This is a genomic window from Autumnicola psychrophila (genome assembly GCF_031846645.1).
GTDB classification, from domain to species: Bacteria; Bacteroidota; Bacteroidia; order Flavobacteriales; family Flavobacteriaceae; genus Autumnicola; species Autumnicola psychrophila.
This window is the reverse complement of record NZ_JAVRHN010000011.1, coordinates 15303-32128: the sequence shown is the minus strand read 5'-3', so window position 1 is coordinate 32128 and position 16826 is coordinate 15303. Positions and strand designations below refer to the sequence as shown.

The 16826-nt window shown below is 36.9% G+C and carries 17 protein-coding genes; 2 read left to right on the top strand and 15 right to left on the bottom strand.

The window, feature by feature from the left end; translation table 11 throughout:
• Positions 1-3: 3 nt before the first annotated feature.
• From RM541_RS13900 to udk, 13 genes are all read right to left on the bottom strand, one after another.
• Positions 4-639 carry a WbqC family protein gene (locus tag RM541_RS13900; protein ID WP_311500743.1) on the bottom strand — a complete coding sequence of 212 codons (636 nt, stop codon included), beginning with the start codon at positions 637-639 and terminating at the stop codon, positions 4-6.
• A gap of 6 nt (positions 640-645) precedes the next feature.
• Positions 646-2214, bottom strand: a complete 1569-nt coding sequence (lepB, locus tag RM541_RS13895) for a signal peptidase I (protein WP_311500742.1) — start codon at positions 2212-2214, stop codon at positions 646-648.
• Positions 2215-2270: 56 nt separating this feature from the next.
• Entirely contained in the window at positions 2271-2984 is a 714-nt protein-coding gene (gene dapB, locus RM541_RS13890) for a 4-hydroxy-tetrahydrodipicolinate reductase (RefSeq protein ID WP_311500741.1), read from the bottom strand.
• Positions 2984-3568 carry a DUF5683 domain-containing protein gene (locus RM541_RS13885; protein ID WP_311500740.1) on the bottom strand — a complete coding sequence of 195 codons (585 nt, stop codon included), beginning with the start codon at positions 3566-3568 and terminating at the stop codon, positions 2984-2986. Before RM541_RS13885 ends, dapB begins: the two co-directional genes overlap by 1 nt.
• On the bottom strand, positions 3558-4463 hold the full coding sequence (locus RM541_RS13880) for a ParB/RepB/Spo0J family partition protein (RefSeq protein ID WP_311500739.1): 906 nt from the start codon (positions 4461-4463) through the stop codon (positions 3558-3560). The genes RM541_RS13885 and RM541_RS13880 overlap by 11 nt, the downstream gene beginning before the upstream one ends.
• Positions 4464-4466: 3 nt before the next feature.
• Positions 4467-5231 (bottom strand): ParA family protein, encoded by a 765-nt coding sequence (locus RM541_RS13875; RefSeq protein ID WP_311500738.1) that lies wholly within the window; start codon positions 5229-5231, stop codon positions 4467-4469.
• Between the two features lie 292 nt (positions 5232-5523).
• Positions 5524-6402 (bottom strand): SDR family oxidoreductase, encoded by an 879-nt coding sequence (locus RM541_RS13870; protein WP_311500737.1) that lies wholly within the window; start codon positions 6400-6402, stop codon positions 5524-5526.
• Positions 6399-7472 (bottom strand): zinc-binding metallopeptidase family protein, encoded by a 1074-nt coding sequence (locus RM541_RS13865; protein ID WP_311500736.1) that lies wholly within the window; start codon positions 7470-7472, stop codon positions 6399-6401. The genes RM541_RS13870 and RM541_RS13865 overlap by 4 nt, the downstream gene beginning before the upstream one ends.
• 166 nt (positions 7473-7638) lie before the next feature.
• Entirely contained in the window at positions 7639-8298 is a 660-nt protein-coding gene (locus RM541_RS13860) for a class I SAM-dependent methyltransferase (RefSeq protein ID WP_311500735.1), read from the bottom strand.
• Positions 8299-8320: 22 nt separating this feature from the next.
• Complete coding sequence (gene scpA, locus RM541_RS13855; protein WP_311500734.1) at positions 8321-10444, bottom strand: methylmalonyl-CoA mutase; 2124 nt, start codon at positions 10442-10444, stop codon at positions 8321-8323.
• The gene (locus RM541_RS13850; protein ID WP_311500733.1) at positions 10444-11838 is read right to left on the bottom strand and encodes a methylmalonyl-CoA mutase subunit beta; all 1395 of its coding nucleotides are present in this window, start codon (positions 11836-11838) and stop codon (positions 10444-10446) included. The genes scpA and RM541_RS13850 overlap by 1 nt, the downstream gene beginning before the upstream one ends.
• A gap of 32 nt (positions 11839-11870) precedes the next feature.
• Positions 11871-12185 (bottom strand): FtsB family cell division protein, encoded by a 315-nt coding sequence (locus RM541_RS13845; RefSeq protein ID WP_311500732.1) that lies wholly within the window; start codon positions 12183-12185, stop codon positions 11871-11873.
• Between the two features lie 18 nt (positions 12186-12203).
• The gene (udk, locus tag RM541_RS13840) at positions 12204-12812 is read right to left on the bottom strand and encodes a uridine kinase (RefSeq protein WP_311500731.1); all 609 of its coding nucleotides are present in this window, start codon (positions 12810-12812) and stop codon (positions 12204-12206) included.
• Positions 12813-13007: 195 nt separating this feature from the next.
• Here udk and RM541_RS13835 point away from each other — a divergent pair, with 195 nt between their 5' ends.
• Positions 13008-14114, top strand: a complete 1107-nt coding sequence (locus tag RM541_RS13835; RefSeq protein ID WP_311500730.1) for a glycosyltransferase family 4 protein — start codon at positions 13008-13010, stop codon at positions 14112-14114.
• A complete protein-coding gene (locus RM541_RS13830) occupies positions 14111-14911 on the top strand; it encodes a glycosyltransferase (RefSeq protein WP_311500729.1) in 801 nt (266 codons plus the stop codon). Before RM541_RS13835 ends, RM541_RS13830 begins: the two co-directional genes overlap by 4 nt.
• Here the strand turns inward: RM541_RS13830 and RM541_RS13825 are convergent.
• Together RM541_RS13825 and RM541_RS13820 are read right to left on the bottom strand one after the other, a co-directional pair.
• Entirely contained in the window at positions 14904-15947 is a 1044-nt protein-coding gene (locus RM541_RS13825; RefSeq protein ID WP_311500728.1) for a glycosyltransferase family 2 protein, read from the bottom strand. The two genes, RM541_RS13830 and RM541_RS13825, sit on opposite strands and share 8 nt — an antisense overlap.
• A complete protein-coding gene (locus tag RM541_RS13820; protein ID WP_311500727.1) occupies positions 15940-16815 on the bottom strand; it encodes an SGNH/GDSL hydrolase family protein in 876 nt (291 codons plus the stop codon). The genes RM541_RS13825 and RM541_RS13820 overlap by 8 nt, the downstream gene beginning before the upstream one ends.
• Positions 16816-16826 lie beyond the last annotated feature (11 nt).

The window sequence follows — 16826 nt, the reverse complement described above, 5'->3', positions numbered from 1 at the left end:
TAATTATCCTTCTTTTTCTAAATACGAGAGACTGTTAGGTCCCTCATTAAACAGTAGGTCGATAATTGCCAAATTTGGAATGAAACCATTTTTAGGTTCAAAAACCTGTGGATAACGGCTATTGCTGAAAGTTGTTCTGGATTTGGCGTCAATAAGATTCCGGTAATCCTGAAGATCTTTTGGGTTTAAAATATATTCTGAAGTTTTCTCAATATTAATGTCCAATTGGAGGCTTTCCAGTACAAAATCGAGGCAGGCATAATTAAAATCTAATAAATATTTGAATTCTTTGTGGTACAGGGGATATAGATCATCTTCATAAAATTCAAAAAAAGGAGAAGTTTGGTATGATGCTTTTAAAGCTCTCCAGTGTTGTTTCTGCCATTCAAAATCGTTTTCAATAAGAACGTCCCTGTATTTTTGGTGCCTGTTATCTTTAGTGTTTAATCCTAAAGAAGAAGAATGTTTTATTGGGATGTTGAGTAGCAGTTTACCGTTGGAATCGTAAATATACATTCTGTTACGGTACGTCTGCTTCTGATAGTTGTCTTCATTTTCAAAAACCACTCTCTCTGCCCTTACCAGTTGGACATACTGGGAAATTGAACCAAAGTATGCAGGATGCAGAAGAATATTCATGTTGATTTAAGAATTTCTCCTTTTTCTAAAATAATTGAAGGCAATTAGCACCACAACGATCATAAGCGCGTATGGTAGGTACGAAACCGGTGTCCCCTGTCCACGAACTGTTGTAAATACCCTGTCCCACCTGATTTTATTCATAATCCCTGAAGCATTTGTGTCCCAGCTAAACCAGATAAACACCGGTTTTCCGACAACGTGATTTTCGGGTACAAATCCCCAGAACCTACTATCTTCACTATTATTACGGTTGTCTCCCATCATCCAGTAATAATTCTGTTTGAAGGTATAGGAGTCAATTTCATTTCCATTTAGAAGCACTCTATTTCCGTTTAATGTCAGCACATTATCCTGCTCCATCTCGTAGCCTTCATAGGTTTCGATAATTCGTTTGTAAAAAGGCATTGTTTTCTGATTAATTTCCACAGTAACCCCTTCCTTCGGAATATATATAGGCCCCATATTGTCAGAATTCCAATTGAGTTTGTTGTTGTTGGGAAAAATAGAAGAAAGTTTGGTTCCAGCAGAATCCACATAACGTTCAATAGAAGCAACGTTGGGATGGTTTTTTAATCTTTGGAAACCTTCCTCTGTAAGCGCCCTTATTACAAATCTGTTTGTTGCGGGATCATAGCTATAGCCATCGGTAATGTCTAGTTCCTGATACATGTATTGCGGACTAAATCCCTGGCCTTTGGTTTGTCCAAAATAAGTGTATTGAATTTTTGCCCGGCCGGGAAGTTGTAAACGTTCGCCGTTAATATGGACCCTTCCATCAATAATACTTAAAGAATCGCCAGGAACACCAACAGCACGTTTTACATAATTTGACTTCTTGTCTATCGGTTTATCAAAGTGCTGATTAGAACGGTCAAAGAACTGCCTTACCGTATCAACGGGCCAGTTAAAAACCACAATATCGTTCCTTTCAATTTTTTCAAATCCAGGGAGACGCATATATGGAATCTGCGGGTTGTTTAGGTAAGATTTTATTCCGAAAAAAGGAATAGTATCATGTACCATAGGAAAAGCTACAGCCGTTTTTGGTATCCTGGCGCCGTAATGGAACTTGCTAACAAAAAGGAAGTCTCCCACCAGCAATGTCTTTTCCAAAGAGGAAGTAGGAATGGTAAAAGGCTGCATCACGTATGTGTGCACTATAGTTGCGGCAATAACGGCAAAAAGAACAGAACTTATCCATTCGCCAGTTGCTGTTCTTGGCTGCAGGCTTCTGTCTTCTATATAGGTAACATCAGCAGCGTAATTGACATAATAGATATAAAAGCCTAATGTCAACATTGCCAGCCAGGTATCTGTAGTAGAATGGCGTCCAAAACTTCTCACAGTTTCGACCCAAATTACAGGAAACATAATAAGATTTACGATGGGAATAAAGAGGAGAATAACCCACCACCATGGGCGATTAATAATCTTCATCAATATTACCGCATTGTATATAGGAATTGCGGCTTCCCATGCCTGTCTTCCTGCCTTTTGATAAAGCTTCCATGTACCAAAAAAGTGGATTACCTGGATGAACAGGAAAAACAGAAACCATTCTGTAAACGTCATAATCTAGTTGTTTGCTGTTATAGGTGTCTTATTCAACCGAATTGTTACTAAAAATATTAAAACAGGCTGGAGAGTACATCTCTCATAGTAAATACACCTTTTTTATCTTTGAGCCATTCGGCAGCAATAACTGCTCCAAGTGCGAAACCCTGCCTGGACTTTGCCATGTGCATAATTTCTATTGTATCAATTTTTGATTTGTAAGAGACGGTATGGGTGCCGGGTACATCTTTTATACGCTTCGCGTAAACGGGAATTTCATCCTTATCTGCATGATCCAACTGCCATCCATTTTTCTTAGGGTTCTCTGCAATTATCTGTTGCGCAAGACTAATCGCAGTGCCACTGGGAGCATCAAGTTTTTCGGTATGATGAATCTCTTCAATTTCTACTGCATAATCATCCAGACCCTTCATCATGTGGGCCAGCTTTTTGTTCAGTTCAAAAAAGACATTTACCCCAAGGCTAAAGTTGGAGGCGTAAAGAAATGCGGAATCTTCTTCTTTACAAACTTCCGTTACTTTTTCATAGTCATCAAGCCATCCTGTGGTACCGCAAACTACAGGAATTTTAGTTTTAAAAGCCGTAGTAATGTTTTTATAAGCTGCTTTCGGAATACTGAAGTCTATTGCTGCATCTATTTCCAGTTCTTCGAGATTGTAAGCTTCTATGTCTTCAGATACCCTTAGCACAATTTCGTGTCCCCTGTTTAACGCAATTTCCTCAATTGCTTTTCCCATTTTTCCGTAACCTAATAGTGCTATTTTCATTAAAATTTAAAATTTAAAGATAATCCGTAATTTGTTTTTCCATTAATGGTATTAAAATCCATGTTTGGTTTAAAAGAAAGATCCTCACTCACATTAAATTGCTGAAGGTGGGCATCTACATTTGCATCTATAATGTTCAGAATATATACACCGGCTATTACCAATATAGAAATTTCCATATTACGCTGATAAAATTGCTGTGCATCTACCAGCCTGTCGAGGGAAATCCGGTCTAAAAATTCGTCTTCCCTTCCCGCTAATCTATCTTTATAAGCATCTCTGTACCTGTTGTACTGCTCCTTATTATCTAAATAAAAGTAGACTCCCACCCCTAATCCGGCATAAGCAATAGGAATTTTCCAGTAGCGGCCATTGTAGGCTTGTCCTAAACCAGGTAAGATTGCTGAATAAAAGGCGGCCTTGGCAGGAGCAAGGGGATTATAAGGTTCGTAGTCTCCGGGATCAGGCAGAGGAGCATCCGTAAGCCCCCGACGTTCAACAACAAGTGAATCTTCCTGCGCAAAAGTTACTGCTGAAAAAGTCAGAAAGAAAATTCCTGTTAAAATGAACGTTTTAATCTTCACTTTGAATGAGCTTTTTGATTCGTTCAAAATCTTCTTCAGACTTAAAAGGAATGGTAAGTTTTCCATTACCTTTTTTAGTAACTTTTACATCTACCTTTGCACCTAAATATTCAGAAAATTCCTTAATTCCTTTTTTAAAAGTAGGAGGAACGGAAGAGGATGGAGAAGTAACTTTAGTTTTTGAATTTCCCTCCTGCATTTCCCTTACCAGCTTTTCAGTATCTCTTACAGATAAAGATTTCTGAAGAATCTTCTCGTATATATTTAATTGTAGCTGGGGGTCATCAACATTAATTAAGGCGCGTCCATGTCCCATAGATAAAAATCCGTCGCGCATCCCGGTCTGGATAATAGGGTCCAGTTTAAGCAACCGAAGATAATTGGCAATTGTCGACCTGTTTTTTCCCACCCGATCGCTAAGTTGCTCCTGGGTAAGACTAATTTCATCCATCAATCGTTGATAAGAAAGGGCGATTTCGATAGGGTCAAGATCCTGACGCTGAATATTTTCTACCAGTGCCATTTCCAGCGATTCCTGGTCGTTGGCAATTCGTATATAAGCCGGGACGGTTTCCAGACCAATTAGTTTGGAGGCCCGGTACCTGCGTTCACCAGATACAAGCTGATATTTGTCAAATTCCAGCTTCCTTACAGTAATGGGCTGGATCACACCCAATTCTTTTATGGAAGATGCAAGTTCCCGTAATGATTCTTCGTTAAAACTGGTCCTTGGCTGAAATGGATTAACTTCTATTGAAGATAATTCGAGTTCAACAATATGGCCTACTAATTTGTCTGCATTTTTATCTTCTGCAGATTGAATATCATTTTGAGGATCTTTTAGCAGAGCTGAAAGTCCGCGTCCAAGAGCTTGTTTCTTCGTCGCCTTCGCCATCTTCTAAGAGTTTTTCTTTATAATTTCGTGCGCCAGGCTCAGGTAATTGCTGGCGCCTTTACTAGCGGCATCATAATTAATAATACTTTCCCCGTAACTTGGTGCTTCACTTAAACGCACATTACGCTGGATGATTGTATCAAAAACCATTTCATCAAAATGCTTTTGAACTTCTTCTACCACCTGATTGGATAACCTTAAACGGGAATCATACATTGTTAGCAAAAGACCTTCAATATCCAGTTTGTTGTTATGGATTTTCTGAACACTTTTTATGGTATTTAGCAACTTACCAAGACCTTCCAGTGCAAAATATTCACATTGAATTGGGATTATAACAGAATCTGAAGCTGTAAGTGCATTAAGAGTTAGTAAACCTAACGAAGGAGCACAGTCTATTAAAATATAATCGTATTTTTCCTTTAACGGGAGAATTGCCTTTTTAAGCATGTATTCTCTTGATTCCTGATCTACCAGTTCAATCTCTATAGCCACCAGATCTATGTGTGCCGGAATAATGTCCAGATTTGGGGATCCAGTTTCCATAATGGTTTTAGAGGCTTTTACAGAATGCTCCAGCAACTGGTAAGTGCCGAATTCTACCGCTTCCACGTCAATACCAAGTCCCGAAGTCGCATTTGCCTGGGGATCGGCATCAATAAGTAGAACTTTTTTTTCTAAAACCCCCAGCGATGCGGCAAGGTTTACTGAAGTTGTGGTTTTTCCCACACCTCCTTTTTGGTTAGCGATAGCAATGATTTTGCCCATTAATTATATCCGGTTTTTAAAGCGTAAAAATACAATTAATTATAGGTATATAAAATCATTTTGTCAACAGCTTATAAAGGAGTTTTCAGTTCTAAGTTTTCAGTTCTTAGACCTTACGGATGCACCTTTCTGATAGAGAAAAGAGGAAAAGGGAGTGTCAGGACGTGTCAAAGAAAAATCTCGATTAGTTCAAATGGTTAAAAATTTTGCGGGCTCTGAGAAAATATAACTACAACAAAAGTCTGAACCAGATAGTTGAAAACTGAAACTTTGAACTCCAAACATTGAACTTTTAATTCTTTTTAGCTTTAATCATTGCCTCAAGTTGATCCCACATTTCCTCCGGAATAGCTTCAAGCAGATTAAATTGTCCTGCACCTTTCAACCATTCTCCACCATCTATAGTAATAACTTCCCCATTTACATAAGCTGAAAAATCTGAAACAAGATAAGCTGCGAGATTTGCCAGTTCCTGGTGTTCTCCAACACGTTTAAGCGGAACTTTTTTTGCCAGATCAAACTTTTCTTTCAGATCTCCGGGCAATAACCTGTCCCATGCGCCTTTGGTAGGAAAGGGGCCAGGGGCAATTGCATTAAACCTGATTCCGTACTTTGCCCATTCTATTGCCAGGGACCGAGTCATTGCCAAAACACCTGCTTTTGCAGTGGCACTTGGTACAACATAAGCAGAACCTGTCCAGGCATAGGTCGTAACAATGTTTAGAACGGTCTTATTTTCTTCTTTTTTATCAATCCAATGTTTACCAAATGCGAGCGTACAATTTTTACTTCCTTTTAAAACGATATCAATGATTGTATCAAAAGCATTAGCACTTAATCTTTCAGTGGGGGAAATAAAATTTCCTGCAGCATTGTTTAGCAAGACATCTGCACTTCCAAACTTTTTAATAACCGCGTCCCGCATTTTTTCTACTTCATCATAATTCCTAACATCGCATTGAAATGGATAACACTTCCCGCCGGTTTCTCCTTCGAGTTCCTTAGCTGTATTTTTCAGCTTTTCGAGGTTTCTGGAAGTAATGGCAACATTGGCTCCCAATTCCAGGAAATATCTGGTCATCGCTTTTCCGAGTCCGCTACCACCACCGGTAACTACAATCGATTTTCCGTATAAAGCGTCGTCTCTAAGCATTTTATTTTGGTAGTTCATGTCTGAAAGGTATTACGTCGGTCAAATAAAAGGTTATGTATAAAGCCTAATTTACTAATATCTTTTTTATTCAGAATAAAAGGATAAATATCAGAGAGGCCCATCCCGCGGTTCAAAGAATTTATGGCTATAGTTAAAGATATGTATTCATTTACAATGGCATCAAAATCGCTTTCTTTGTAAGGATTAATTGTAATACCTGAACTTAAAAGTTGCTTGTTTTTTAAAACCTTCGGTTCTGTTTTTACACCAAAATAGTATGCGGTTTCCACAGTGTCCATGATGTGTAAATAATGAGCCCAGGTTTCGGCCAAATCTTCCCATGGATGTGAAGAGGCATATTTTGTAATAAAGAACTTCCGCCAATCTTCGGCAGGTCCTTTTTTGTAATACTCCTGCAGGGCTTCAGAATAATCTCTTCTTTCGTCTCCAAAAATTTCCCGAAACTGATGAAGATTCTCCTGATGTGGCAAAATAATAGCTTCCCAATAAAAATGCCCAATTTCATGCCTAAAGTGCCCCAACAGGGTTCTCATTTTTTCTCCCATCTGCATTCGTGCCTTTTCTCTCTTTAAATCGTCTGCTTCTTCTACATTCAAGGTTATGATGCCGTTTAGGTGGCCTGTTAGGATTTTCTGCCCAATTTCACTATTGGATTGTGGTCCTAAAAAGCGGAATTGTAATTTTAAATCTTTCCCGTCTTTTTGCTGAAAAACAAAAGGTAGTTGTAGCTTATTAAGACTATAAATTAACCTGTGCTTGGCAAACTCTATTAGCCGCCATTCCTCCAGTCTTTTTTTGTCTTCAATGTTTGGGATAATACTGTTTAACTGGCAGGCTTCACAAAATTCAATGTCTGAATTGTCGGGTATTAACCAATTACATGCACTGTATTGGTGATTTTTACAATATTTAAAGTCTGTACTATTTTCAGAAAAAGCTGTTCCCGGGTTTGCGGCTATTATCTTTTCTTCCTCATTCCAATATCCCAATAAACTGTCGCAGTATCCGCAGATGTCGTTATCGAAAAAAACTATATTCTTACAGTTGTTGCAGGTGAAAGTTTTCATTGAAGAAAAAGATTTGTAGAAATAAGTTATTTCCTTTTAGCGAATATCCTGCAAAATTTTGATAATAGTAAGGTTTTCCTCTTAAAGCGTCATTCTTTAAGCCTTTCTCGGTTTAATTTACCAGTTAAAGCTTAAAAACCATAGAATTTGGAATACAGTTTAAAAGTTACAGTTCTTTCCTTAAAACAATTGTATACCCAGTTCGAATATATCTTTTAAAGAGTCTTCTTTTGATAAAAATACTTATCCTTTTTATAAGATAGCCAATTTTACTAAAATTATATAAATGCAAATCGGGAAGTTTTTCGAGATATCTATACTCTAGTCTTTCTACACTAAAACTGCTAGAAATATTACTCTTGCTAAAGTTTTTATTTCTGCTTCTGCAAAGATATTTTTCCAGCACCATTGGGTTGTATGGCTTGACATGTGAAAGGTCATTATAAAATCCATGCCACATGAGTGGTGTGGAAACCACTATGGCTCCTCCAGGTTTACAGCATCTGCTCATTTCCTCCAACGTAAGATAAAGCTCATCAGGGGATAAATGCTCTATTACATGACTTATATGTATAACATCAAAGAATTCATTCTCAAATGGTAATTGAGGGAGCTGTCCTAAAAAGACATTTTGATATTTTTCTTTTAGTTTTTTTACAGTATTTATGTTCTTATCAATTAAGAAAATGTCTTCTGTATTGCAGTATTCAGCAAACTTACCATCTCCCGCACCAATATCAAGAATTATTGATTCTTCTGAAAGTAATTCTGTTGCAATTCTAAAGAAAGGTTCTCTTTTTAAGGTGATGTAGTCGGGGTTAATCATAACAAATGTCAGTAATAAAAATTTATTCAATCAAAATTTCTAGTAATTGTATTGCAGCATCACTGATTTTTGTTCCCGGACCAAAAACCGCTACTGCACCGGCATCAAATAAAAACTGATAATCCTGGGAAGGAATTACGCCTCCTACAATTACCATTATATCTTGACGACCATGATTTTTCAACTCTTCTATTACCTGCGGAACAAGGGTTTTATGCCCGGCTGCCAGGGAAGAAACTCCTAATATATGTACATCATTTTCTAAGGCCTGTTTTGCGGCTTCTTTTGGAGTTTGAAAAAGCGGACCAATGTCTACATCAAATCCAAGATCTGCATATCCTGTAGCGACCACTTTCGCACCCCGGTCGTGACCATCCTGTCCCATTTTTGCTACCATTATACGTGGGCGGCGACCATCCTGCTCTGCAAATTTATCGGCTAATTCACGTGCTTTTTTAAAGGAGGAATTATCTTTCATTTCTTTTGAATAAACACCACTAAAGGACTGTATTTTTGCTTTATACCTTCCGTAAATTTCTTCCAGGGCATCACTTATTTCACCAAGGGTAGCGCGATGCCTGGCGGCTTCTACAGTCAATACCAGTAAATTGCCATTTTCGTGCTTTGCTGCAGAAGATAAATCTGCTAAAGCTTTTTTTACTTTTGCAGAATTTCTTTCCTTTTTCGTTTTTTCTAACCGGGCAAGTTGTTGTTTCCTAACCGTTTGGTTATCAACTTCCAGCGTTACAAGCGGATCTTCTTTTTTCAGCCTGTATTTATTGTTCCCAACAATAATATCTGTTCCGCTGTCAATACGCGCCTGCTTTTTTGCTGCAGCTTCTTCAATCCTCATTTTGGGAATTCCTGCCTCTATGGCTTTGGTCATTCCTCCTAAATTCTCAACTTCCTGAATTAAATCCCAGGCTCTGTGCGCAATTTCATCTGTAAGGCTTTCAACATAATAACTTCCTGCCCATGGATCTACCGTTTTGGTGATTTTGGTTTCCTGTTGCAGGAAGAGCTGTGTATTTCTCGCAATTCTTGCTGAAAAGTCTGTTGGTAATGCAATAGCTTCATCTAAAGCATTGGTGTGCAGGCTTTGAGTTCCTCCAAACGCAGCGGCGGCAGCTTCAATACAAGTTCTGGCGACATTGTTAAACGGGTCCTGCTCTGTTAAACTCCAGCCGCTGGTTTGGGAATGGGTTCTTAAAGCAAGGGATTTCGGGTTTTTGGGATTAAATTGTTTAACCAGTTTTGCCCAAAGCATACGTGCTGCCCTCATTTTGGCAATTTCCATAAAATGGTTCATCCCAATAGCCCAAAAGAACGAGAGACGCGGAGCAAAACTGTCGATATCCATTCCGGCGCCAAGGCCTTTGCGGATATATTCTAGTCCGTCGGCTAAGGTATAGGCCAGCTCTATATCACAGGTAGCTCCGGCTTCCTGCATATGATATCCGGAAATACTGATACTATTAAATTTGGGCATATTTTTAGAAGAATATTCAAAAATATCTGAGATAATCTTCATCGATGGAGTAGGAGGGTAGATGTAAGTATTGCGTACCATAAACTCCTTTAAAATATCATTCTGAATAGTTCCCGAAAGCTCTTCAGGTTTTACGCCTTGTTCTTCAGCAGCAACGATATAAAAGGCCATTATAGGGAGCACTGCTCCGTTCATCGTCATCGAAACCGACATTTTATTGAGTGGAATCTGGTCGAAAAGGATCTTCATATCCTCTACAGAACCTATGGCCACCCCGGCTTTTCCCACATCGCCAACCACACGTTCGTGGTCGCTGTCGTAACCGCGGTGGGTAGGAAGATCGAATGCTACAGAAAGTCCTTTTTGCCCGGCCGCCAGGTTTCTTCTGTAAAAAGCATTGCTTTCTTCTGCAGTAGAAAATCCCGCGTATTGACGAATTGTCCAGGGCCTGCTAACATACATTGTGCTGTACGGGCCACGCAGGTATGGCGGAATTCCGGCAGCAAAACCAAGATGCTCCAGGTGCTGAATATCTTCTTCGGAATAAGAAGATTTCAGCCTAATTTCTTCCGGAGTTTCGAATTCTTCAGATTTCTGAAGTTGAGGTTTTAGTTCTGGCTCTGTTAATTTTATATGTTGAAGATTTTTTCTTGGCATTATTTTTCGGCTTTTTCCAGTTCCAGTTTCTCCTGTTCCATCTTCTCGCTTAAGCGTTTTTCGAGAATTGGCGGAATTAGCGTTTTTCTGGGATTCCTTTTTAGAAATGGATATAATTCCAATTCGTGCTGCATTTTATCTTCAGGATTTTCAAAAGTATTGGTACCGATAAGCACCAGTTTACCATTGTCAAACATATTCTGTTCTGCTTCAGCACTTTCTTTGATTTTCCGCTGAATGATTCCCTCTTTTAATTGCTTTAGAAAGCCTCCTTTTTCTTCAATTTCTTTAAAAATATCCAGTGCCATTTCAGCAAATTGCCGCGTCAGGCTCTCGATATAATACGTTCCTTCTGCGGCATTGGAAACTTTGTCCAGGTAAGCTTCATTTTTCATTACCAGTAGCTGGTTGCGGGCTATCCTGTCTCCAAATTCATTGTTTTTATGAAAAATAGCATCATAAGGCAAATTATAAACCGTATCTGCGCCACCTAAAATCGCACTCATGCATTCTGTGGTAGTACGAAGCATGTTTACATTATAATCGTATAAGGTTTTATTCCTTTTTGAAGGCAAGGCCAAAATATGACAATTATCGGCAATTTTATATTCCTTGGCCAATATAGCAAAGAGCCATCTTAAGGCTTTAATTTTAGCGATCTCAAAGAAGTAATTTGATCCTGAAGCGACGATAAACTGGAGCTGAAAATCTTCTGAATGTTGAAAATTGCCATTTTCGGCATATCGGTTTAAATATTCATTTGCGTGGGCAAGGGCATAAGCCAATTGCTGCGGAATTGTAGCACCGGCGTTTTGATATAACGTACTATCGACGGAAATTACCGATTTAAAGGCACCCGAAATTTTAACAATATCGTCCAGGATTTCGTGATCCCGTTTTAGGTTATAGAACCAGTTTCCGCTTCTGGCAAGATTTCCAACAATATCGGTCTGCAGGAAGACAGAAGCTTCTTTTTCGCTAATAAAATCATGGATTTTCCTGATAAAACTGACAGAAAGAAATTCGAGACTAATGTAAACCGGCAGATTCTTTAGTTTAAGGTCTTTAAATAATTCTGAGATATCAATTTTTTCATTTGGAATGATAAACCATAAACTTTCAGCACCTTTTTTAATGGCATTTTTAGCTAACGAATTTGAAATTTTGACTGATGCCACGTAAATTCGTTCGCAAATATTCCAGTTTTTGGGAGAAGGGGTTTTGATGCTTTGAGATACATCATCCTGGTGGTAAAAAGGTTTAATGTCAATGCCGTCCAGGCTCTTATAGATTAATTTTTCATTATAATCCTGGCCCTTCAGATCAAATTGAATTTTTTGCTTCCATTGGCGGGCAGAAACTTCATCAAATTCCTGAAATAACTTATCCTTCATCAGTAATGTTTAAATAGTCAGGTATAATTACTCTATTCTATTGAATCGTATTCGATGATGTAAATATCCTCATCTGCACGCTTCATGTAATATTTTTGACGTGCGAATTGTTCCAGTTGAACAGAATCCTGCAACTGCTGAATAATAGCTTTATCGTGAGCGATCTGGTTCTGGTAATATTCTTTGTTCTCCTTTAATTCATTTACTTCCTGATTCAGTTCATGGTGAATAAACCAGGAATTACTGTCCAAAAAAAACATCCAGCCTGCAAATATGAGGCTTAGCAATACATATCTATTGCTAAAAAATTTAAACCAGGGTCTGGTGCGTATCTCTTTCCACTTCATTGCTTTAAATATACAAAATTAGCTTAAGCGATCTTTGATGATTGTTTGAACAATGTCAACAGCTACCGTATTATAGCGATTTGTAGGAATGATAATATCTGCAAACTCTTTAGTAGGCTCTATAAATTGCTGGTGCATAGGCTTTAGTGTAGTTTGATAACGCCAGAGAACCTCGTCGAGATCGCGGCCACGTTCGTTAATATCCCTCTTTAATCTTCTGATTAAACGTTCGTCACTATCGGCATGCACGTAAATCTTGATGTCAAACAATTCCCGTATATCGGGATGAGTCAGAATTAAAATTCCTTCTACGATAAGAACCTTCCTGGGATGGATGGTGCGGGTTTCGCCGGTGCGGTTGTGTTCTTTAAAAGAATAAAGTGGCTCCTCTATAGCTTTGCCTGATTTTAATTCTTTAAGATGGTTCACCAACAGGTCGAAATCTATAGATTTTGGATGATCAAAATTAATCTTCACCCTTTCTTCATAGCTCAAATGTGAAGTGTCCTGGTAATATGAATCCTGCGAAATAATATCGACTTCATCATTTTTCAATTCTTCTACAATTTGATTTACAACAGTGGTTTTTCCGCTTCCCGTTCCCCCGGCAATTCCGATAATGAGCATAAATTTTTTTAAGGCAAATTTAGCTATTACTATTTAAAACCAAACCTGGGCGGTAGATAAAATAAAATTGTCTGTAGCTGTGTGAAAGTTTATATTTGACTTTTCAGGCGGGGCTGTTTTATTTTTACCTTAAAGGATATGAGGATTCTATTTTACGCACATTCTTCTACATTATATGGGGCTAATAGGTCTTTGATGGAGTTGATTTTGGGGATGAAGGAATGTAATCCAAGCTTAGAGATAATGTTAATTATACCCAAAAATGGCATCATTGAATCTGAATTGATCAGGAAAAACATTCCTTATAAGGTAATTGAACATTACAATTGGTTTTACAATAAAGCATTTGGAGATAAGTGGAAAAAGAAATCTTTCATCTTATTTAAATTTTGGTTATTACGAAATAAATGGAGGAAATTATTTGAGAATAAGTTGGCTATCAAAAAACATTTGAATTATGTGAGCCAATTTTGCCCTGATTTTATTTATGTCAATTCTTCTTTGAATCCAATGGGATTAACGGTGGCAAAAGAGCTAGGTATTAAAAATGTCTGGCATCATCGCGAAACTTTGAATGACAATGTTTATGGTTTTTACTTGGAAAACAGAAAAAAGTTTTTAAAATATTATCGTTCCGCTGACCTGCATTTTTTTCCATCTCAATTCCTTGAAAAAAATTATTTGAATGAGTTTGGTAAAGTAAAATCTAAAGTTGTCTACAACAGTGTTTTACTTGATTCTGAAACTTTTTCTGATCGTAGGCTGCATAAGCCTATACGTTTTGGTATTGTTGGAAGGATTAACGATCAAAAGAATCAGAAAGAAATAATAGAATTATTTAAAACTGCTGAAATTAAAGAGTTGAATTTTGAGCTTCATATAATTGGACACGGAGACCAAGATTTTCAGAAATGGCTTCGGAAGCAAAATGTGGCTAATATTGTTTTTCATGATTTTTTAGATAGAAGAGAGATTTATAAGAAGTTTGATTTTCTTATTTCTAATGCACGCTATGAAGCATTTGGGAGGACAGTAGCAGAGGCTAATTTTGCTGGAGTCCCGGTAATTGTAAGAGCTTCGGGGGCTTTTTCTGAGATAGTTGAAAATCGAGCAAACGGATATTTATATCAAAATATGCGAGAACTGATAGTTATTATAAAGGATATTTCATATATGAGAGAAGCTGATTACAAGAAAATGTCAAAGCAATGTAGGAAGATGGCAGGAACAAATTATGATTATGAGAAACTTGCGAAAAAAGTAATGAGAGAACTTGATTTTCTAAACTATCATGGCGAATGAAACATTTTTTGTGTACCAGATTCAATTTAAGAAATGAAAATTGGGTAAGAACCAAAAAGGGGGAAGTAGTATTAACTCCTGAATGGCTATCACAGCGGTACAAGATTTTTATGGATTACTGTGTTCCATCTGTTATAAATCAGACAAATAGAAATTTCACCTGGCTTATTTTTTTTGATATTCATACACCTCAGGATTTTAAGAATTCTATAAACAATTTTGCTTCCGACACAAAAGCTTTTCAACCTCTTTATATTGATGGAGTTAAAAATTTACAGTCAGCATTAAAAAATCACATAATTGGATCTATAGACGAATGGGATTCATCTGTAATTACCTCCAGACTAGACAATGATGATGCACTTCACAAAGATTTTATTGACACTATTCAAAATCTTGCACAAGGACAAAAGCGCGTAATTATAGATGTTATAAGAGGATATCAAATGAATACCGGGAAGCAACCTTTTGAAATTAGAAAGCATTTTAAATATTATAATCCTTTTATAAGCTTGGTGGAATCAGTTGAAAATTTAAAGGGGGTTTATTCCAGAGATCATTATAAGTGGTCAAGTGAAAAAAATATAATAGCTTATAGAGGTGAACGATTGTGGTTAGAAATTGTTCATGAGAGAAATATGATAAATGACGTGAAAAATCAATATTATCTTACAACGAAATTTAAGGGAGAGGATTTTGGGCTAAAACCTATAAAAACACAGGATACCTTTTACACTCACTGTTTTAACCTTAAGCTCAGGCTAAAAAAATTATATAAGAAAATTAAATCTAGTTGACTCTGTTGAAGTTCGGCAAATCTATAGGTTGGCTGAGTTTGACTTTTTTTTGAGGAAATCTGAGACTATCACCGTAAAAGATTCTGTTTGCTTTATAAAGAATTGCCCCAAGAATATTCAGAGGTTTTCTAGATAAATAATTAAGAGAATGCAAATACACTTCCGTGCCTTTTGGAACATCATAGGCATAGCGAGATTTCCACAATTTAAAGATTTTACTGAAACTTTCCTGTTGGAGCTTTCTGGCTGCAATTTCCAGGTAAAAGAAATAAAAATAAAGAAATTCTTTCTTGTAATTCCTGCCGGTCCGTTTCAAAATAAGATCCTGAATTTCGGAATAAATTAAAATTCGTGAATATAACTTTTCATAAGACCACTCTGAAGTAGAGATTCTGCTGATGGCAGAGATTCTCACATACACATCTGGTTTGGAATTTTTAAATTTTTGATAATTTTCACTAATAATTATAGCTCTAATATGAAATTCAACGTCCTGCCAACTGAGAGCCCTGGTGTCGAAATGTAGATTTTTTCGAACAAATTCTGATTTAAACAGGGAGCTTGAAGTATGCCATCCTCCGGTATATTTGATAAAACCATCCAGATCGTCTTTAGTTTCAAGGTTTGCAGCTAAATAATCAGCTATCATGGTATCAGGAGAAAATAGCGCGACATTAAATATGTAATAATCTTTTCCAGGCATTTGTGAAGCATAACTTAATCGTTGCTCAATGCACGTCGGATCCAAAAGGTCATCTGAATCTAAAAACATCAAGTACTTACCTCGGGCAATCATAATGCCCTCATTCCTGCATTCCGGAGCCCCTCTTGAACTTCCTTTCCGCTTTAAGACCCGAAACCTACTATCTTTATTTACATAGTTTTTTACAATATCATAAGATCCATCTGTGGAATGATCATCTATTATAATTACTTCAAGACTAGACATAGTTTGCGCAAGAATAGAATCAATAGTTTCAATAATCAATTTTCTCCTATTAAATAACGGTATTATTACAGAGATTAAATTATTCATGGATTCCATTAATTTCCTTAAATAGTTGGGGGTATTTCACATGGATTACAGAATCCAGCCTTTTTGTAGCTTTTTCAGCACCTATTGGATTTAGGTGATTTCCATCATCAAAAAATTTTCTGGTAAAATCTTCATTGGTATCTTCAATAAAGAATGGAATGTCTGGATGTTTGCTCTTAAGGCTATCCATTAAATTTTTCCATTTTTCCATTAATTTCGGATCCCGTAAATTATTATATGATTTATGGGTAGGTGGGTGGTAAACCATTATTTTCAATTTATTCTTATAAGAGTAGGTGAGGATTTTATCAAGCAAAAGAATGTTCTTCTTGTAATTCTCATTGTTTTTTATATTTTCTATTAAAATATAATCTGCATTACGACTATATGCGCCGTCATATTTGTTTTCATCGAAACCGTATTTGTTTAACTCGATACTGGAAGTGCTAAAGATTTCTTCTTCCAGTTTCTTAGAAAAGTATTGAGGGCTGAAGTGGAATAAAAAATTATCCTGGATTTTTATCTGCCGATCAAAAGTATTTACACCATAGAATTTTAAATTTTTTGGATCTATAATAGGTAGCACATGTGATTTGTCACGTTCTAATTTATCATAAGATATTTCTATAACTACCATCTTTAAATTTGGCAACTTAGGCTGAAAGAATTTTAGAAGTTGGAAATCTTCATATAATGTTTGGCTAGCATTTGCGAGATTAACAGCAGTTATGGAGAGATATTTAGGATTAACGGCTCTTTCTATTTGAGAAGATCCCAAGAAAAGTAATTTTATTTGCGGTGAATTTTGTTGTATAAACTCGTTTTTTACAGCTTCAGCAAAATTCATTTCATTCAAAATATATTCCATAATAGAATATA